The sequence below is a fragment of the Gemmatimonadaceae bacterium genome (genome assembly GCA_035633115.1).
In the GTDB taxonomy this organism is placed as follows: Bacteria; Gemmatimonadota; Gemmatimonadetes; order Gemmatimonadales; family Gemmatimonadaceae; genus UBA4720.
Genome location: DASQFN010000011.1, coordinates 122,247 through 140,932, shown reverse-complemented (window position 1 = coordinate 140,932; position 18,686 = coordinate 122,247). Strand labels below are relative to the sequence as shown.

The following is an 18,686-nucleotide window of genomic DNA, read 5'->3' as shown; positions in this document are numbered from 1 at the left end:
GGGGCTTCGCCTGCTGTTAGCTATTAGCAACAAGAGAAGCTTGAACGGCGGGGGCTTCGCCGCTGTTAGCTGTTAGCAACACTAGCTCTTAGCTGGTTAGCAGTTACCACCCGCGTCCGGGTGGTCCTCGTCATTCAGGTCGTCCCTGATCCGACGGATTAGCCCCTGAATCATCTTCGCTACCTCCTCGGCCCGGTGGCTCAGATCGCGGCCTTCGTCCTGCGGGATCGCGCTGCAGTCGATGGCAGCCCTCAGCTGATATTGAAGCTCGCCTGCGGAGCCAAGGGCAATGTGAAGAAACCGAAGAAACTCGCGCTCACTGTGTTTTGTTCGACCTTCGGCAAGGTTGGAGCTCGTCGACAATGCTGATTTGAGAAGCTGCCTCTTGAGCGGCTGATGGTGAGCCCTGCGGATGGCAGGGACGACTCGGTTGATGTCGACAAGTAGCGCGTGGGCCTTGTCGAGCACGAGGAGTTTGCGCCGAAAGACCATCCAGCAAAAATGGATGGAGCCGAGTTCTGGGACCCATCATTCCGCGAAGCGAATGAGCAGTTCCACGCGCCCGTCAACGCTAACGAGCTAAGAGCTAGTGCTGCTAACAGCTAACAGCAGGCGAAGCCGCCGCCGTTTTCAGTTATCTCTTCGATGCCGGCTTGATCTCTCGCACCGAGGTTGGTGCTCCCTGAGCCGGCTTTGTCGCCAGAACGCGCGACTGCCGGACCATTCCGACTCGGGCGGTGAGCGGAATCTTTGATTTCGGCTTGCTGGCAACCATCGATTTCATGACAGCCTTTGAAAGCACGACCTGCTGCGGCGGCTTCCCCTGTGCGGTGGCCGACGATGCCGAAAGAACGAGCACCGCTGCGCCGATGATAGCAATTCGAATGGTCATGGCGCTCTCTATTGGATCGTCAGTGTGTATGCTCCCACCGCCGTCGTGGGGACGGAGCGGGCGAAGATCGCGTAGTAGTTCGTCTGCGTGACAGTGAACGTGATCCGCGAATCCTTCGTTGTTGCATCTATGTTGTCGTTCTGCGCCACGACCACTCCGTCCAGTTGAACGAGCTGAAGGAGCGGATCAATTGTGGTCGACGTCATGTTGATCGTGATCGACGTGCCGGCAGTGAGAAAAATGAAATAGCGGTCGGAATAGATTGGTGTCGCGCCCGCGTCGGCGAGGTTGCAATCGGTCGTGGCGATATTCTGCGTCGTCGTAATGTTCTTTACAACAAAGGCGAGCTCACAGTTGGCCACGTCGGTCGGAGCAGTCGTCGACGAGATCGTGTAGTCGCCCGTTACGCCCGGGTCGAATGTGCCCGCACCGAGCAGATAGTTCCCCGCAGGCAGGAGCGCCTTGATGCCGGAGTTAGTCCCGGTCTCGGCCTCATCGTCGTTCTCGCCGATAGTCGTTCCATCGGGCATCGCCAGGAGGAGGTACGTGTCGAACGCTGCCGACTGGCGGAAGAAATACGCTCCAGCCTCCGGAACGCTGGTGGTGTAGAAGTCGACGAAGCTGCCGTCGGGGAACTGACAGTCGTTCGGCGAAAGCGTTCCGCTGGTGCTGGTCCCGAACGTGTGTGTCGTCCGGACGCCGCACTGGTTGGAGATGGCTCTGGCAGTGAACGTCACCGGTGGAAGACCAGTAACCGCGGCAGACAACGAATTCGCGCCGACATTGCCCAGGGTCCAGCTGCCCACGGCAGCCACGCCCGCCGCATTGGTTACGGCTGCCGCACCGGTGATCGACCCGCCACCCGACACGACCGCAAAGGTTACGGATACGCCTGACTTCGGGTTACCGTTAGCGTCCTTTACGAGAACAGACGGCGGAATTGGGACTGCACTTCCTGCCGCGGCGGTCTGATCGTCGCCTGCATTCCTGGTGATTGAAGCCGCAGCTCCGGCGGTGGCTGTCGCCGTGAAGGCAACGGCATTCAGGGTTCCGGAAGTTGCGTTGAGAACGTTCGCTCCAGTTGCCGGGCCAAGAGTCCAGCTCCCCACCGTAGCCACGCCCGCCGCATTTGTCACGGCAGTCGCACCGGTGATCGAACCGCCGCCATCCGCGACCGCAAAGGTTACAGCCACGTCGGACGTCGGGTTGCCGTTAGCGTCCTTTACGAGAACAGACGGCGGAATTGGGACTGCACTTCCCACTGGGGCAGTCTGACTGTCGCCTGTGTTTCTGGCGAGTGAAGCCGCAGCTCCCGGGGTGGATGTCGCCGTAAAGGCAACGGCATTGAGTGATCCGGAAGTTGCCTCGAGAACGTTCGCTCCTGTTACAGGGCCAAGCGTCCACGAGCCGACGGTCGCGACTCCGGAAGAATCGGTAGTGACTGTCGCTCCGGAAACTGATCCACCGCCGCTGATGACCGCGAAGTTCACTGTCGCGCCACCCATCGGTGACCCGTTCTGGTCTTTCACGATAACCGAGGGGGGCGGCGTTACGACCCCGCCTGCAACGCCGGTGAGGGAGGTCGACGAGTTCGCGGCGACTGTCGTCGCCACCGCGGCCTTGGTTGTCTCGCCTCCGCAGTTGATGCAGGCGAGCAGGAGAAATGCAGGGGCCAGCCGAGCTGGCCTGAGAGAAAGCTCTTTCACATGGTCCGCCGGAATGAGCCGAGCGCGAACGGGATTGCGGGCGAACCGCTGTTAACAGAACTGCAAGAAGCAGAAGAGTGGACGCTTCCCAACTCCCTTCCTTTGCTCCGCTTTCGGCGCGGCAAATGCGAGCAGGACAGTGTTACTGAAGGACGACCAGGAGGCGTGACCGTAGACGTTGTAGTAACGGACGCGCGCTTTTACCCTGTCGCCGACGCTGAAGGCAACGGGCGGAGTTTGCGTAGCGCCGGGACCGGCGACCGGCTCCGTTTTGTGATAGACGAAGGAGTTCGACCCGGGCGCCTGCACCCAGAACTCCGTCTCAGCCGCCCAGGCTGAGGTCGTGTTGCTCCATCGAAGCTTTGCCTGTCCGTTCCCCGACCCTACGACTTTTACGTCAGTCGGTACGTCCGTCAGCGGGTTGACGTGCGTTTGTCCTTCCGGCGTTAGACTCCCATCAGCGTTCTCCAGATAGTGAGCGGCATTCAACTCGCGGTCGCGGTGCCAATAGACGGCGCCATTGATTCTCTTGTCGCTGCTGACTCGACCGATCGCCTGCTTCATGAATTCCTGAAACGCCGACGTGGGTTGCTCCCACCTGATAAATCCCCACGCGCCGAGTACCATGTTCGCGCCGTGGGCGACGGACCATGCTGCCTCGCTGTCTACCCTCGACCACCAGCCGTTCACATCTCCATCAGCGAACGATATTCCGAAGTCGTGGAACCGCCATTCGTTAACGACTGGCGCCACGCCATAGCGCTGCACATACGCTCTGTAAAACTGATCGGCGTAACCGATCGAGTGCATCCTCGACTGGCACGGCAAGTCTCCGGGCGGGCAACATTGCTCGTTCGGCTCTGTAAAGCCGGCGGGAGAGAACCGTGCTGTCGGATCCGTGCGGCGGACTGTCGTAACGAAGTAGTGATAGATACCCGCGTATTCGGAGGGATCCATGCAGGACTGGTCCGGCTCATCACCGACGATATACAGCCGGCCGGGGTTAGCGCTCGCGAAGGATAGAACGGTTTGATCGGGCCACCAATCGGCGTATTGCCGGTCTTGTCGAGGGTCTAGTGCGAATAGCTGCGTCTGGATCGGACTGGAGCTGTAGCTCCTCGACCACGCGATAAAGAACCTGTTAAAGGGGACCTCAGAAACCCGCGTGGCACGCGGGAGCTCGCGGCCGACGTTGGGGCCTGCGGGTTGGTCATCGGCGCACCCGGACACGATTACGCCAAAAAGTGCTGCGGGGATCATCGCGGATCGAACGCATATCGACCGCAATAATTTCGGGTGATGCATCAGCTATCCTCTGGGTCTGCTATAAAGACGACCCACCGTCACCGTTGTTGCCTACGTCTTTTGCGAGTGCCCAAACTAAGAGAGATTTTCGATCTTACAAGGACTTTTATTGCGACGGGGATTGTGCATCCGGTCAGCAAGGGTTCCTGAATACGAGATTGCAAGCAATCGCATGGAGAGGTATACGACAGGAAACGTCAGCTCGTGAGTGAGATCTGCGAACCCGCTCCCAATTCAATGGCACGCTCGTAGACGAGGGAAGCTGCCGCGACATCCTCGAGCGCCGTTCCCGTACTGTCGAAGATGATCACCTCGCCGGCGCTCTCACGTGCCGGCCGCCGTCCACTTACAATGTCGCCAAGCTCCGCGTGCACGTCTTCACGGCGCATCAGTCCGGCGTCGAGTGCATGGTGAAGATCTCCAATGGTGGCGCATTGCTCCATTACATCGACAACTACTTTGCTCGAAGCCAGAAGCGCGGGCTCGAGCTCCTGTTTGTCCTCGCCGTCGGCGCCAACCGCGGCGATAAACGTCCCTTCTCTGACATCGGACCTGCTCAATACTGGATCGTGCGCGGGCGTGCAGGTGACAATGATGTCACTCTCGCGCGCGGCAATCCGATAGTCATCGACTGCTTCGACGGCGCAGCCAATGATCTGGCTCATCCCATCCGCATATTCGCGGGCGATGCGATTGTCGACATCGTAAGCCTTCACACTGACAAGAGAACGAATCCGCGACAGAGCAACGAGCTGGCTTCGCCCCTGTACGCCACAGCCGATCACGGTCACTGTGCCTGCGTCGTTTCGTGCGAGCTGTTTCGCGGCTACGGCAGTTGCAGCCGCGGTACGGAGCGTCGTGATCTCGACGGAATCCATTAGCGCAAGCAGGCTTCCGTTCGATGCGTCATGAAGCGCGATAACGCCCTGAATCGTTGGAAGACCGTTCAGCAAACGATTTCCCGGGAAATTCGCATTGATTTTCGCCGCGAAATACCTGCGGCCACAGCTGAGTCCTGACGTCTTGACGTGAAATCCGCCGCCATCGACGTGCGTCCCCAGTACCCCCGATTTGAGGGCGTATCCTCGAGCTTGCGCCAGGAAAGCTTCCTCCACTGCATCGATGCACGCATCGATGTCGAGCAGGGATTGAACTTCACTCTTGGTCAGCATCAGCGTCACGTCGTCTCCGTCACGCGTTCAGCCAGAAGGCGAGCCCGACGGCGGCCGCTGCAGCTAGTACGGCCGGCTCCGGAATTCGCGGCCACTTGATGAACGTGGCAAGCACCGCCGCCGCGATGGGTACGGCGCGCCAATCGCGAAATGTCCGGATGGAAAGAACAATGACCGCTCCCATCAATGCGCCGATTGCTGCGGCGGTGACTCCGGCGACGAACGAGCGAAGTCGAGCGTTACGCACTATGCGAGCGAACTGCGGCGCGAAAATCACCACGAGCGCAAATGCCGGCAGGAAAACTCCTAGAGCGGCAGCGGAGGCGCCCGCAAGCCCGGCCACCATGAATCCGATGAATGCAACCATCATCACCACCGGCCCGGGACTGATAAACGAGAGGGCCACTGCATCCATGAACTGCGCTTCGGTAAGCCAATGATGCTGCTCTACCACTCCGCCGTGAAGAAAAGGAACGATTGCCAATCCACTGCCGAAGACAACGAGGCCCGCAGTCGCGAAAAACAGGAACAGCGTGACCAGCAACGGGAACGCGGGCAGACCAGCTGCTGACAAGAGCGCGAACGACGGCGCCACAACGGATCGCGCTGTTGCAGCCTCCATACGATACGACCCGCCGCGCAGCAGCATGATCGCCGCGCCCGAGAGCGCGACAAGCGCGGCTGATTCCGCTCTCGTAATCACCGTTGCCACTGCATTGATGGCGGCAATGAGCCAGAGAACGGAGTCGCTCCCGAGTGTCGTGCGCCAGAGCCGAACGGCAGACCGGCCGATGATCACGATGACAGCCGGACCTACTCCGGAGAACATCGCGACGAGCCAGGGGATTCCGTCTGCGCGACGGTACAGCGCAGCGAAGACGATGACGATCAGAAATGACGGAGCGATGAACGCGACGCTGGTTGCTGCCGCACCTCGCATCCCGCCCCATAACCAGCCGATGTACATCGCCAGCTGAGCTGCGAGCGGACCCGGAGCGAGCTGCGAGAGGGCAAGGCCGTTGCCGAATTCTTCGTCACTTAGCCAGCGACGGTCCTCAACGAGCTCGCGACGCATTCTGCCCACCAATGCGATCGGGCCACCAAAGCCCGTCGCCCCCAGTCGGAGAAAGTAGAGAAACGCGAGCCTCTGCTTCATCCCGCCGATTTTCGAAAGCGATCGTACAACGCATCGAAGATTGGGAAGGCTGCGGACAGTCGCGCATCATCGTCCGTCACCGCGTTGACGATCCCCGTCAGCACCGCCTCGATTCCCGGCGCCTCGCTGCGGGCGAACTTGTCGTCCTTCAGATCGATGTCGTGCACCACCTCGGCAATCACGACAAGGCCGGGGTCGTGAAGCTTGAACCGTTCGACCAGAGCCTCGAACGTGCACATGTCGCCATCATGCGTGTACTCGCCGGGCACCATGTCGAAGCGAAGCTCGCCGGAAGCTCCCTGATACCGCGCAACGCTGACGAACTTGAAGCTCGCTTCGCGGTCGATGAACCTTCGAATGAGCCAGGCACTTGCCATGCGGTCGACAAATACCCCTGCGCGAGTGACCCACGTCGCTCCAGGGAGATGAGGCTCGCTTCCCGAATCTGGCTGCGGATTTTCCGCGGCCTTGTCGCCGCGGGCATCAGGCTGTTGCGAAGACTTCCGTTGAAGCAGATCGTGAAATCGTCTGAGCTCCGCTTCAGCTAGGGACCGCCCTTCGGCGCCGAAGAAATCGAGTCGAGCTATTTCGTCGAGCCGCCGTTGCGCGCGCGCAAAGGACTTCCGGACGGTCTCGCGCCAATCTGTGCCAGACGAGACTGTCGCGAGATCCGACTCGTCGAGATCAGCCGCGGCCGACTCTCGGATCGAAAGGTATGCTTCGTCACGCTCGGCATTGAATCGCGCAATTATGTCTTCGTCAAAAATGCCGGCAATGAACTCCGATCGGCAGACGAGAGCCTCTCCTCCGTCTCGCTGAATCTCGAGGGCGAGCCATTGGAAATCCTCGGCGGTGTCGATGCGGTCCGGCAGGACATAGACGGAGTTCTTGATCGCGACTGCACCAATGCGGTCCAGCCGGCGTCTCACCTTGACGCGGAGATAGTCCGGCTTGGGCGGGAGCCGGTGGACAAGCAGCAGCCAACTGCGAGACGCACTATGATTCAGTTGTGACATAGTTTATATCACTACTGTATCACACACCTTTTACAAACGCAACTGGCCGATCTTCCCCGCGAGGTATCTGCGTACTTGGACGTCACTTACCTTTCTCTCTCGTCGTCCCGGTAATCTCTGCACAGCTAAAGGAAAATCATCGATGCCTCTCGTTCTAGGTGTCAGCCGATTCGCCGCTGGGGCTGTTGTTATCCTTCTCGCCGGCGCGTGCCAGGCGTGGCAATCCGATCAGCGGCCGGTTCCCGAAGTCGTGCAGGAACAGCGGAACGGTAAAATTGCGCTGACGATGAACAATGTCGGCTGGATCGTGGTGAGAAACCCGAGTCTCGAGGGCGACAGTATCGTCGGCACCCGGACCGGCGGGACCGTCGTCCAGAACAGTCGGACAGCGGTTCCGGTAACTGCGGTCAGCAACGTCAAAACCCGTCAGTTCAGCTTCGGACGAACAGTCGGACTGGGCGTCGCCATCGCGCTCGGCGCCCTTTTGGCATTCTTCGAACCCGAATAGCAAACGATACCAGCATCCAACAGTGATACGTCCTCGCTATGCGCGTGTCATGCGCTCAGCTCTCGATCTTCACCTCCTCGACGTTATCGAATCTCTCCAGCTCGATTAGCAGGTGAAGGGGGTCGATGCCGGCGTCGGACGGCTTACGTGGCACCGTCACCGTGATCGTCTGCTCGCCAGAGCGGATGCGGTGCATCTGTAGGTACAGCGTCTCGCCGAAGTCCGCGCCCCGCGCCGCCGGGGCAAACGCGCCGATCTGCACCCATTCATTCATAAGCACATCGGCCTCGACGCCCGCGGGATCGACTGTCAGCTTGCGCGCCCTCAGGCGGAGCGTCACCTCCCACGTCCCTGCCGCGGTCTGCTTCGCCGTGGCCTGGTCCGTCTTGAGCTCCCACAAGGTGTTCGCCGCGAAGAGGTCGTGCAGCAGGTACCGCAGTGAGTCCGGCGTGACCGCCTGCAGTTCCCTGTAGAGATCGAGGGAGGTCGCCAGGGGAGGCGCTCCCGAACGATGCTTCTCTATCAAGCGCCGGAACGCCAGGTTCACCCGCTCGGCGCCCATGTACTCGCGCATGGCAAACAGCGCGAAGGGACCCTTGCGGTAGGCCGCGTACGGATCCATGGCCCGAAGCAGCGGGACCGACTGGCGTATAGGCTTGATGGGAGTAGGCTGCCGGAAAAATCTCCGAAGCCGCTGCAGGTGCTCGCGCCCGTAGGTTTCTTTCACGACCCCCATCGCGGCATACCACGCGAAGCTTTCGGATAGCAGCGGGGCTCCCTCGACATAAGCGTATGGGACTCCCCACTCGTGCGCCATCTCGTGCGCAATGACCGCGAACGGGAGATCGAGGCCCCGCGGATCATCCGCTGGATTGAAGCGGGAGAATCCCTCTGTATAATCGATCGTGGACGCATCGGCGTGCGCGCCGATTCCACGACCGGGATTCTCGACGAGCCTGATGTTGCCGTACGGGTACGGACCGAACTCGCGCGTGTAGTAATCCATTGAGGCGCGTACGCTGCGGAGTATGCGGTCCAGGTTCGCGACGTGCGCGGGGTGATAATAGACCTGAATCGGGACGACCCGCACTGAGCCTGCCGAAGAGTCCGTCCACTGTTCTTCGTGCACTGCGTAACGGGCCGAGAAGAAGCGGTGCTCGTTCCCGATGGGAGCCTCGGTCGCGTAGTGGAAGTAGCGGCGCCCGCCTTCCGTCCATGTCCGGCGCAGCACGCCCGGCGCGACGGCGACCTGATCCGCGTCCGTGCCCACGATCGCTTCGACGGCGATGCGGTCGGTTCCGGTCAAATCCTGAGCTTCGCCGGTGATGTCCTGACCACCTTCCGCGCCGGCGAGAAGAGGGAAAAGGGGGCGCGGAGAGAGCCCGTGCGCCCGCCGCTCGCCGGGTCTAAGGAGCTCGCGACTCGGCTGATAACCGATGGCGGGCAGCCAATCGCTCCTGAAGAAGGTGCTGTTCGCCGCCACGGAGGGGTCGACGCCGCCGTTCCGGAACCCCCGCGGTTCGGCGCTCACCGTAAAGCTCAGCTGTAGCGAGTCGCCGGGCTGGAGCGGCGCCTCAAGCTCGTAGATGTGGTGCGAGAGAACGTCATCCGCGGCCACGCGTCTGGCCGGCCGGTCCAGGCTCACCGCTCCAGTCTCGACACCACGAGCCGTGGCCAGGTGGATGGAGTCGATCGGCACAGCACTGCGGTTCACGAGGCGATACGTGCCGCGAATATCGACCTTTCGCCGACGGGGGTAGATCTCAACGTGCAGACTGGTCCCCGCCAGACGCGGTTGAGGTATCCGAGCATACCGCCCGTAGCGCCGTTCGTACTCGGCGCGCAGCTCCATGATGTCGGAGGCGCTTCGGTACTCGTTGATCACGTTCGTGTTGTAGAAGATGAAACCGCCCAGCGTGAGCACGAGCCCAACGGCCGCCGCGGCCAACCGGGCCGTCGGACGCGTGAAGCGGCCGCGCGCCAGCTGGAGTCGCACAACGATGCCTCCCTCCATCCCCCGCATCCAGAGCAGCCTCGCCACGACCGCGAGCAGCAGCGCCCACGCGGCCCAGTAGAACATGAACCACAGCCACGGCCCGAGGGACGCGCCGAAGCCGCGCATATCCGTATACGACCAGTCCGGAGCCGACCCGTAGACGAGCAGGTTGTGCCCGATCCCGAGCCTTGCGGCGAAGAGCATGAACGCGTAGACAATGAGTGCCACCAGGTGGCCGATGTACTTCTGATTGACCAGCCCCTGCACCAACAGTGCGAGCAGAGCGAAGAGGAGATACTCGGGGAGCTGAAGCCCGAAAAGCACCTTTAGGTACAGACCGATCTCGAACTTGTCGTACCCCATGCGCACCTGGACGAGCATCCCGGCGATCGTCAGGAGCGCCATCCACACGACGAGGACGAGACCGAGCCCCAGGAACTTGCCCAGGAATGGGACCCATTCGGGCACCGGCGCCGCGTCGGTAATCTCACCCAGGCCGGCCTCGCGTTCCCGCCAGACCAGTTCTCCTGCGTAGAGGACGATGAGCATGGGGATGACCACCCAGGGGGTCATGGGATTGGTCAGCGAAGCCGTCAGAAACGACAAGACATACTCGGTCCTGGGCAGCAGCGGAGTGCCCATGTTGTTCATGTTCTCGGGCAAGACCACGACGACGACGGCAGCGATGGCGGCCAGTACGACCAGCCCGCCCCGGCTCTTCGCGATCGTGCAGAACGAGTCCCAAGCGATGTGGAGCATCTGGCGCGCGCGGGTGGCGAAGCCGAACGTCTGCCGGACCTCCGGCACGGCGATCGCGCTTCTCGCGATGTCGCTGCCCGCGGGCGTCGGGGCGCGCACATCTCGACGCGCGATGCGGCTCCACCAGGGGCTCGGCGTATGATGGACAAAGCGAAAGCGGGAGTGGGTGAACGCGAGCGTCCCCAGGGCGATGCCGAACCACAGGAGGCGGCTCCGGAGAAGCGAGCCCTCCAGCTCGATCAGGCGCGTGTTCTTCTCGATCGGCGTCCATCCCAGGATCAGATCGTCCGTCATGAACACGTGGCCGAAGACATCGAGCAGCATCGCCAGGTCCTGTCGCTCCACGACAAACGCCACGACGAACATCCCACCGTAGGCCACGAAGAAGAGGAGCACGCTGCCGAGGTAGCTCGCGATGGCCCGGCGGCCCAGTGCCGCCCATGCGAACTGGATCGCCGTACCGACGAAGGCGTTCGGCAACGCGAGGAAGCCGTAGGCCGTGAGGTAGGCAGCCGGCCGGAACGGACCGACGACCTCGGCATCCATGCCCGGCGAGTAGACGGCGAGCATGACGGCCACCGGCACGGCGAGCAGGATCAACGCATTGAGAACGAGGGCGGCGAGGAATCGCCCCCCCCAGATACTCGGCCTTGCTGACGGGGGCGGTGTAGGTGAGGGGATGCATCCCCGTCTCGACGTCCCGCGCCGCCACCTCGCCGGCTACGCCCGCGGCCACCACGAACCAGAACAGGCCGGCGAACACCGTGACGCTCGCGATGACGAAGGGCGCGTTCAGGAAGAAATCGGCGTAAAGCGCGTCAGCGAGAAAGGCTCCTCTTACGAAGAGGATAGCAACTGCGAGCAGGGCCGCGAAGTAGAGCCAGGTCGAGAGACGGCGTATCTGGTAGGCGAACTCGAAGCGAAAGATTTCCCGGAACTTCATGACTTTGCCTGCGGCTCCGGCTGCTCACGGCGCCGGCCGATGTGACCCGCCATCGTGCTGAAGTAGACATCCTTGAGGTCGGGCTCGGCGGGTACGAAGCCGGGGCCCGGCGCCGTGTCGTTGAAAACGTGCACGAGGGTGCGCCCGGAAAGGAGCTTGGTGGAGATCACCGCGTGGTCTCGTTCCACCTCAGAGAGCTCTTCTTTCGAGACCACGCGGCGCCAGATGCGGCCAATGAGGTCGTCGACTGCGCGCAGCGGCTCGGCCTCGAGCAGAATCTCCCCTTCGTCGATGATTGCCATCTTTGTGCACAGCTCACTCACGTCCTCGACAATGTGCGTGGACAGGAGGACGACGCTGTTCTCGCCCAGCGCGCTCAACAGGTTCAGGAATCGCACGCGCTCGGACGGGTCGAGGCCGGCCGTCGGCTCGTCGACGATGAGAAGCCTGGGATTGCCGATGAGGGCGATGGCGACTCCGAAGCGCTGCTTCATGCCGCCCGAGTAGCCGCCGAGCTTCTGCTTTCGTACCTCCCACAAGTTCGTCTGCCGGAGGAGCGCCTCTACGACCTCCCTGCGCTCCCGGCGCTCGGCGATGCCCCTGAGCAGCGCGAAGTGATCGAGCAGGTCCTCCGCACTCACCTTTGGGTAGACGCCGAACTCCTGGGGCAGGTAGCCGAGCGTTTGCCGCACTTTGTCCTTCTGCTGCACGACGTCGATGTCGCCCAGGTGAATGGTGCCGGTGTCCGGCTCCTGGAGTGTGGCGATGATGCGCATGAGCGTGGACTTGCCCGCGCCGTTGGGCCCAAGCAGGCCGTACATTCCCGCCGGGATGGTGAGAGTTACCTCCTTCAGCGCTTGCACGCCGTTCGGGTACGTCTTGGAGATGTTGCGGATGTGGAGTTGCATGGTCAGACTTCCCGTTCGAGCGGGAATTCGGGGACCGCGGAATCACGACACGTGTTCATTCTCATTCTCCATGGACGCGGTATCGTCGTTCCTCACCGCTGACTCCGGGTGGTCTGTATAAAGTACTCTGCAACGTAAAGTAAACGGCCATCAAGTCAAGGTCGCCCGCAGCCGTGACCAGCGTTGGCGTTGCCTCATGCTCGGTGCTGTGGCTTGCAGCGTTTTCGAGGTCCCGGTACGTTTGCCCTGCGTTTACACGGCCTCACGTGTGCCGCCGGACCTACCATTTCAAAGGAATGCTGATGCGCATTAGCGCCTTGTTCGGATGTGCCGTCCTCGTCATTGCGTGCAGCACTAAGGAAGCACCGCCGGTTGCTGACACGACTGCGATTGCACCCGCCGTCGCTCCAGCCATGTCGCTCGCAAGTATTGCTGGGACATGGACAGTCATCATGAAGCCCGAAGGAAAAGACACTGTCGTGTCACAGTACTTGCTCGACACACGCGATTCCACAGCGTGGACAATCACCTTCCCCAACGGCCTGCGAGCCGCGATGCGAAGGACGGGCATGAGCGGAGACACGGTGCTCGCGGCAACGGACTGGAACGAGAGTCCCATTCGAAAGGGACTTCAGGCACGGAGCGACATCAAGTATTGGATGCACGACGGAAAGCTGGCGGGCACCCATTTGGCCCATTACAAGACAACAGGACCCGACACTATTCGCGTTTTTGTGGTCGAAGGAACACGGCAGTAATGCCTCTGCACTAATCGTTGCGCTCAGCTACTATGACGACCTTTCCTCGAGCGTGTCCTTCCTCCAGATACCGGATAGCGTCCGCGACCTCACTCAAACCGTAACGTCGGTCGATGACCGGAGTCACCTTTCCGGCCTCCATTAGATCGCTCACAGTAGTCATGTCGTCTCTGTTCCCTCTCGCGATGAACATCACGAACTTCTGACTCACGAAGCGCGAGAACAGAACCGCTTTGAGCGGAGCAGCCATCGGTCCGATCCATTGACCTTTGTCAGGCCCCCCGACCTGAACGTATCTCCCCTTCGGGCGCAAGACACGCCTGATTGCCGACAGAGAATGGTTGCCGGCGTTGTCGAGAATCAGGTCGTAGCGCTGCTCGCCCTCGGTGAAGTTCTCACGCCTGTAATCAATGACGGGGTCTGCGCCGATTGATCGGACCATTTCCACGTTCCTCGTACTGCAAACCCCGGTCACCTCTGCTGCGAATGATTTGGCGATTTGCACCGCAAACGTGCCGACACCTCCCGATGCTCCGTTGATCAATACCTTCTGGCCAGGCTGAATCCGCCCCTTGTCTCGAAGGCCTTGCAGTGCCGTCCTGCGCCTCAACGCCAGCAAGCCCCGCGAGCGGGATCACGGATGTCGACATCTTCAACTTCGCCCTCAATCTAGAGTCTCTTGAAACCGAGTACTACCTCAGGGGAACCACCGAGCGTGGAATGGACGCCGCCGATGCCGGTGGGAATCCGGGCGCGGTTACAGGGGGAAAAATGGTTCCCTGGCAAAACAGCGACCTGCGGGAATTCATGGAAGAGGTCGCCCAGAATGAACTGGCACATGTGCGTTTTTACCGGCGCGTGCTCGGCAGCCAGGCAGTGAGTCGTCCAGCTATTGATATCGCAGGTGGTTTTGCCGGAGCGGCGAAAGCTGCGGGACTTGGGGATAATTTCGATCCTTTCGCCAGCGAGATGAACTTCTACCTGGGCGGGATGCTGATGGAAGACGTGGGTGTCACCGCGTATCATGGCGCGGTACCTCTTCTGACCAGCAAGGCCAACCTCGATGCGGCGGCTGGAATTCTGGCGGTAGAAGCCTATCACATGGGCATGGCGCGATCGACGCTGTATCGGATGGGCACCCAGGCACGCAACGCGGCTAATTCGATCTCAGACGCGAGAGACTCATTGGACGGCCCGGCGGATCTCGATCAGGGAATCGCCATGGGCGGGCGCGCTAATATCGTTCCGTCGAACGCAGACGGTATAGCGTTCAGTCGTACTCCGCAGCAGGTGCTGCGGATCGTTTACCTCACTGACCGGGCGGGCGTCTCAGGCGGCGGAATTTTCCCAAACGGTATGAACGGACCATTGCGGACAACATGATAATGTGAACGATCACTACTGGTGCGAATGGCCATGGTCACCATGGGAGTGTCGAGGCTCGCGCTCCTTATCTGAACCATGCTCACGTACCCCAAGATCGCGCACCGAGTCGGTGTTTGGCTCCGCTCGCTCGGCCGGAGTATGATGATAAGCCTCGCCGGATTCAGTCATCGGATCAACATGGACGATCGCCGACTGAAGAAAATCGAGCTCGAGCCGCAGCTTTTCCTCAACCTGTTTCGCTATCTGGTGCCCCTCGGCCACGCTGAGATTCGGATCGACCGCTACGGCGACCTCGGCTCTCATCCGGTGCCCGATCCACCGCGCCCGTGCGTCTTTCACCCGCGCAACCCCCGGCACGTGGCCGGCGGCATGTTCCAGCCGATCAATTACGCCGGCATCCACGCCGTCAATCATGCGGCTGAGGATGGTCTTCCCTGATTGCCACACGATGAACAGAATAGCGACCGTGATGAGGAGCCCGATGATGGGGTCCGCCTTGGGATAGCCGAAATAGACACCGAGTGCTCCCACAAGCACCGCCAGGCTCGTCCAGCCATCGGTTCGGGCGTGATATCCGTCAGCGATAAGTGCAGCGCTCCCGATCTCACGGCCCACGCGGATTCGAAACACCGCCACGAGCTCATTTCCTGCAAATCCGATAATCGACGCCCCCATGATCCAACCCAGGTGGGTGACAAGTTGTGGATGCATCAGACGATCTATGGCCTGGTAGGCCGCAACCGCCGCGCTCGCGAGAATGGTCAGGACAATCGCCAGACCGGCAAGGTCCTCGACCCGCCCGTATCCGTAAGTGAACCGCCGCGTCGGAGGCCGCCTGGCGAACAGAAACGCTATGCCGAGCGGGATCGCGGTGGCGGCATCGCCGAGGTTATGAATTGTATCGGCAAGCAGGGCGACGCTGCTCGAGATAAATACGACTACGAGCTGTATTGCGGCCGTGACCGCCAGGCCAACAAAACTCCACTTGATCGCCCACAAGCCGCGCTCGTTACTCGTGATCGACGGATCGACCATGCCGTGCGTGTGACCGTGACCCGCTTCCTCCCCGCTCATGGCGTGGCCGCCGTTTCAAGCGGTACGAAAGTCTTCGATTCGAACTGCCAGTAAAGAGCGGGAAGCACCACCATGTTCAGCACTACACTCGAGAGCAATCCTCCCAGAATCACGATTGCCATCGGAGTCTGAAGCTCGTTACCCGGCTTTCCGCCGCCGATTGCAAGCGGAATCAGTGCAAGGCCGGCCGTAAGCGCCGTCATCATGATCGGCGAGAGCCGCTCCAGCGAGCCTCTGACCACCGCCTCGCCGAAGGGGACACCTTCGGCAAGAAGCTGCCTGTAGTGGGACACCAGCAATATCCCGTTCCGCGTGGCGATCCCAAACAGCGTCACGAACCCAACAAGAGACGCGATACTTACCACACGACCCGTGAGCATGACTGCCGCCACGCCACCGATCAGGGCAAGCGGAAGATTTGCCATGACAAGCGCCGCGGTTCGCGTCGAGCGGAATTCGGCGTAGAGGATGAGAAAGATTGCGGCAAGCGAGAGAAGTGAGAGCGCAGACAGTGTCCTGGTAGACTCCTCCTGCGCCTCGAACTGGCCGCCGTATTCGATGTGGTACCCCGCGGGAAGCGTGACTCGTTCGGCGACCGCGCTCCTTATGTCCGCGACGACACTACCGAGGTCGCGCCCCGCTACGTTTGCCTGGACCACGATCTTTCGCTGCACGTTTTCACGCGAGATGGTGTTCGGTCCACGGTCGATGGTAATTCTGGCCATCTGCGACAGCGGCACTCGCTGCCCCGTAGGCGTATCGAACATCACGTTGCCGATTGCTTCGGCTCCGGAACGCATCTCCTCCGGGAAACGCACGACGAGATCGAAGGTTTTCCCTTCCTCGAGAACCTGAGAAACGACCTCGCCGTTGAATGCCACATCGATCGCCTCCGCCAGGTTTCCGACGCTCATCCCGTACTGCGCAAGTGCAGTCCTGTCCGCCCGGATGCGAAGCTGCGGCACGTCCATCTGCTGCTCGAGTTGCAGATCAGCCACGCCCTCCACACCCTGCATCACGTCACGCACCTGCGCGCCAACAAGCCTCAATCGGTAGAGATCAGAGCCGAAAATCTTCACCGCGATATTGGCCCTCGTTCCTGACAGCATATGGTCGATACGGTGACCGATCGGCTGGCCAATGGTGACGTTCGTTCCCGGCAGCACGGAGAATTCGTTTCGAAGGTCCTCGAACAATTTTTCCTTGTCGATCTCTTCCTTCAGCGTGACATCGATCTCCGCAGCGTTCACCCCTTGAGCATGTTCGTCGAGCTCGGCCCTTCCCTGCCGCCGGTCGGTGTTGTCCACTGACTCGTTCGCGAGAAGAATCTGCTCGACGCGTCTGCCGATTCCGTTCGCCTCCTCGAGAGACGTGCCGGGCACGGTCACGACAGACACCGTCAGCGCGCCTTCGTTGAACTCGGGCAGGAACGCTGAACCGAGGAACGGAAGTGCGGCGAGCGTGACACCGAGCGCTCCGACGGCTCCCCATAGCACCCGTTTGGGGTGGCTCAATACTTTTTCGAGAATTCCGGAATAATGCTGCTTGAGCCACGTGACGACGCGACTTTCGCTCTCATCGCGAACAGCTTTCGCGTTCGGAAGCAGGTAGGAGCACAGCACCGGAGTGACGGTGACGGCGACGAACAGCGATGCAAGAATGGAGACGACGTAGGCGAAGCCGAGGGGCCGCAGCAGCCGCCCTTCGACTCCGCCGAGGAAGAAGAGGGGAAGAAAGACGACAATGATGATGAGCGTAGCGTTGAGGATTGAAGCCTGAATCTCCCTCGACGCTTCGTAGACCACGGTGAGCACCGGCCGCCGCTCGCCCGGCGGAAGGTGATGATTCTCCTTCAGCCGCCGGAACACGTTTTCCACGTCGATGATCGCGTCGTCTACGAGCGCGCCGATGGCGATCGCCATCCCTCCGAGGGTCATCGTGTTGATAGTGATACCCAGCATCTTCATGGCGAAGATGGCCACCATCAGCGACAGTGGAATCGCCACGATTGAAATGGCCGTCGCTCTCAGGTTCCAGAGGAAAAGGAAAAGGATGATGACCACGAAAACCGCGCCGTCCCTCAGGGCGGCGATCACATTCTCGATGGCAACGGAAATAAAATCTGCCTGCCGGAACAGGTCCGAGTGCACCTTCATCCCTTTGGGAAGCGTTCGCTCCATCCCGCTCAGCTCCGACTCGATGCGTCGCGTGAGCTCGAGCGTGTTCGCTCCCGGCTGCTTCTGCACCGCCAGCACGACCGCCGGCCTTGCGTTGACGGAGCCGTCACCGTATTTGGACGCCGCTCCGATCCGTACGTCAGCGACCTGGCCGAGTAGAACCGGGATACCTCCCTTCACCGCGACTACTGTCTTCGCGATGTCGTCCGCGCTCTGAACGCGGCCGATTCCCCGGATGACGTACTCCTGTCCCTGCGCCATGTACACGCCGCCGGAAGCGTTCTGATTCGATCCCTCGGCCGCGCGCAGAATCTCGTCCAGCGTCACGCCGGCTGACATCATTCGCGCAGGCTCAGGCAGTACCTGGTATTGCCTGACCTCTCCGCCGATCGGAACAACCTGGGCGACGCCCGGCACCGCAAGGAGCCGGCGCCGGATCGTCCAGTCGGCGACCGTGCGGATATCCTGTGGCGACTGAGGACCCGAGAGACCGATCATCATGATCTCTCCCATCACGCTGGAAACGGGCGCGAGAAGAGGCGCCGCTACTCCCGTTGGAAGTGCACTCGCGACGGTCTGAAGTTTTTCCGAGACTATCTGCCGGGCTCGGAAAATCTCCATGCCCCAGTCGAACTCCACCCACACAACGGAGATTCCCTGAGCGGTGGACGACCTGACGCGTCGGACCCCGGTCGCTCCGTTGACGGCGGTCTCGATCGGAAAGGAGACGAGCGCCTCCACTTCCTCGGGAGCCATGCCGGGGGCTTCTGTCAAAATCGTCACCGTCGGAGCGGTGAGATCAGGGAATACATCCACCGGCATGCGGTAGGCGGTCCATCCGCCTGCAATGAGTGCCAGCGTCGCCGCTGCAAGCACCATGACGCGGTTCTTGAGCGACCAGGCAATCAGCTTGTTCAGCATCGTGATTTC

General features: G+C 61.2%; 16 protein-coding genes. 4 read left to right on the top strand and 12 right to left on the bottom strand.

Going from position 1 to position 18,686, the window contains the following annotated elements:
- Positions 1-96: 96 nt before the first annotated feature.
- The 7 genes from VES88_01625 to VES88_01595 form a co-directional block, all read right to left on the bottom strand.
- Positions 97-468, bottom strand: coding sequence for a four helix bundle protein (locus VES88_01625; GenBank protein ID HYN80175.1), 372 nt, complete (start codon positions 466-468; stop codon positions 97-99).
- A gap of 166 nt (positions 469-634) precedes the next feature.
- On the bottom strand, positions 635-892 hold the full coding sequence (locus VES88_01620) for a hypothetical protein (GenBank protein HYN80174.1): 258 nt from the start codon (positions 890-892) through the stop codon (positions 635-637).
- An 8-nt stretch (positions 893-900) separates the two neighbouring features.
- Positions 901-2,598, bottom strand: a complete 1,698-nt coding sequence (locus VES88_01615) for a hypothetical protein (GenBank protein HYN80173.1) — start codon at positions 2,596-2,598, stop codon at positions 901-903.
- Between the two features lie 51 nt (positions 2,599-2,649).
- Positions 2,650-3,555, bottom strand: a complete 906-nt coding sequence (locus VES88_01610; protein ID HYN80172.1) for a hypothetical protein — start codon at positions 3,553-3,555, stop codon at positions 2,650-2,652.
- Positions 3,556-4,100: 545 nt separating this feature from the next.
- Positions 4,101-5,075, bottom strand: coding sequence for an ornithine cyclodeaminase family protein (locus VES88_01605; protein ID HYN80171.1), 975 nt, complete (start codon positions 5,073-5,075; stop codon positions 4,101-4,103).
- 19 nt (positions 5,076-5,094) lie between these two features.
- Entirely contained in the window at positions 5,095-6,231 is a 1,137-nt protein-coding gene (gene chrA, locus VES88_01600) for a chromate efflux transporter (protein ID HYN80170.1), read from the bottom strand.
- Complete coding sequence (locus tag VES88_01595; GenBank protein ID HYN80169.1) at positions 6,228-7,160, bottom strand: chromate resistance protein ChrB domain-containing protein; 933 nt, start codon at positions 7,158-7,160, stop codon at positions 6,228-6,230. The genes chrA and VES88_01595 overlap by 4 nt, the downstream gene beginning before the upstream one ends.
- Before the next feature lie 229 nt (positions 7,161-7,389).
- Here VES88_01595 and VES88_01590 point away from each other — a divergent pair, with 229 nt between their 5' ends.
- Complete coding sequence (locus tag VES88_01590) at positions 7,390-7,755, top strand: hypothetical protein (protein HYN80168.1); 366 nt, start codon at positions 7,390-7,392, stop codon at positions 7,753-7,755.
- Between the two features lie 55 nt (positions 7,756-7,810).
- Here the strand turns inward: VES88_01590 and VES88_01585 are convergent, their stop codons facing one another.
- The gene (locus VES88_01585; protein HYN80167.1) at positions 7,811-11,080 is read right to left on the bottom strand and encodes an ABC transporter permease; all 3,270 of its coding nucleotides are present in this window, start codon (positions 11,078-11,080) and stop codon (positions 7,811-7,813) included.
- On the opposite strand from VES88_01585, the gene VES88_01580 reads away from it, so the two are divergent.
- Positions 11,079-11,498, top strand: coding sequence for a hypothetical protein (locus tag VES88_01580; GenBank protein ID HYN80166.1), 420 nt, complete (start codon positions 11,079-11,081; stop codon positions 11,496-11,498). The two genes, VES88_01585 and VES88_01580, sit on opposite strands and share 2 nt — an antisense overlap.
- On the opposite strand, the gene VES88_01575 is transcribed toward VES88_01580, so the two are convergent.
- Positions 11,450-12,361 carry an ABC transporter ATP-binding protein gene (locus VES88_01575; GenBank protein ID HYN80165.1) on the bottom strand — a complete coding sequence of 304 codons (912 nt, stop codon included), beginning with the start codon at positions 12,359-12,361 and terminating at the stop codon, positions 11,450-11,452. The two genes, VES88_01580 and VES88_01575, sit on opposite strands and share 49 nt — an antisense overlap.
- Positions 12,362-12,663: 302 nt before the next feature.
- Here VES88_01575 and VES88_01570 point away from each other — a divergent pair, with 302 nt between their 5' ends.
- Positions 12,664-13,119 (top strand): hypothetical protein, encoded by a 456-nt coding sequence (locus VES88_01570; protein ID HYN80164.1) that lies wholly within the window; start codon positions 12,664-12,666, stop codon positions 13,117-13,119.
- 10 nt (positions 13,120-13,129) lie between these two features.
- On the opposite strand, the gene VES88_01565 is transcribed toward VES88_01570, so the two are convergent.
- Positions 13,130-13,663, bottom strand: a complete 534-nt coding sequence (locus VES88_01565) for an NAD(P)-dependent alcohol dehydrogenase (GenBank protein HYN80163.1) — start codon at positions 13,661-13,663, stop codon at positions 13,130-13,132.
- Between the two features lie 47 nt (positions 13,664-13,710).
- On the opposite strand from VES88_01565, the gene VES88_01560 reads away from it, so the two are divergent.
- Entirely contained in the window at positions 13,711-14,502 is a 792-nt protein-coding gene (locus VES88_01560) for a ferritin-like domain-containing protein (protein ID HYN80162.1), read from the top strand.
- 15 nt (positions 14,503-14,517) lie between these two features.
- On the opposite strand, the gene VES88_01555 is transcribed toward VES88_01560, so the two are convergent.
- Together VES88_01555 and VES88_01550 are read right to left on the bottom strand one after the other, a co-directional pair.
- Positions 14,518-15,579: a cation diffusion facilitator family transporter gene (locus VES88_01555; GenBank protein HYN80161.1), complete on the bottom strand. Its 1,062-nt coding sequence runs from the start codon at positions 15,577-15,579 to the stop codon at positions 14,518-14,520.
- Positions 15,576-18,677 carry an efflux RND transporter permease subunit gene (locus VES88_01550; protein HYN80160.1) on the bottom strand — a complete coding sequence of 1,034 codons (3,102 nt, stop codon included), beginning with the start codon at positions 18,675-18,677 and terminating at the stop codon, positions 15,576-15,578. The genes VES88_01555 and VES88_01550 overlap by 4 nt, the downstream gene beginning before the upstream one ends.
- Positions 18,678-18,686 lie beyond the last annotated feature (9 nt).

Bases quoted from the DNA above. Each gene is read 5' to 3' on its own strand.
- VES88_01555 (HYN80161.1), bottom strand. From the start codon at position 15,579: ATGAGCGGGGAGGAAGCGGGTCACGGTCACACGCACGGCATGGTCGAT.
- VES88_01605 (HYN80171.1), bottom strand. From the start codon at position 5,075: ATGCTGACCAAGAGTGAAGTTCAATCCCTGCTCGACATCGATGCGTGC.
- chrA (HYN80170.1), bottom strand. From the start codon at position 6,231: ATGAAGCAGAGGCTCGCGTTTCTCTACTTTCTCCGACTGGGGGCGACG.
- VES88_01550 (HYN80160.1), bottom strand. From the start codon at position 18,677: ATGCTGAACAAGCTGATTGCCTGGTCGCTCAAGAACCGCGTCATGGTG.
- VES88_01585 (HYN80167.1), bottom strand. From the start codon at position 11,080: ATGCTCGCCGTCTACTCGCCGGGCATGGATGCCGAGGTCGTCGGTCCG.
- VES88_01610 (HYN80172.1), bottom strand. From the start codon at position 3,555: ATGGATCCCTCCGAATACGCGGGTATCTATCACTACTTCGTTACGACA.
- VES88_01620 (HYN80174.1), bottom strand. From the start codon at position 892: ATGACCATTCGAATTGCTATCATCGGCGCAGCGGTGCTCGTTCTTTCG.
- VES88_01590 (HYN80168.1), top strand. From the start codon at position 7,390: ATGCCTCTCGTTCTAGGTGTCAGCCGATTCGCCGCTGGGGCTGTTGTT.
- VES88_01570 (HYN80164.1), top strand. From the start codon at position 12,664: ATGCGCATTAGCGCCTTGTTCGGATGTGCCGTCCTCGTCATTGCGTGC.
- VES88_01580 (HYN80166.1), top strand. From the start codon at position 11,079: ATGACGGCCACCGGCACGGCGAGCAGGATCAACGCATTGAGAACGAGG.
- VES88_01575 (HYN80165.1), bottom strand. From the start codon at position 12,361: ATGCAACTCCACATCCGCAACATCTCCAAGACGTACCCGAACGGCGTG.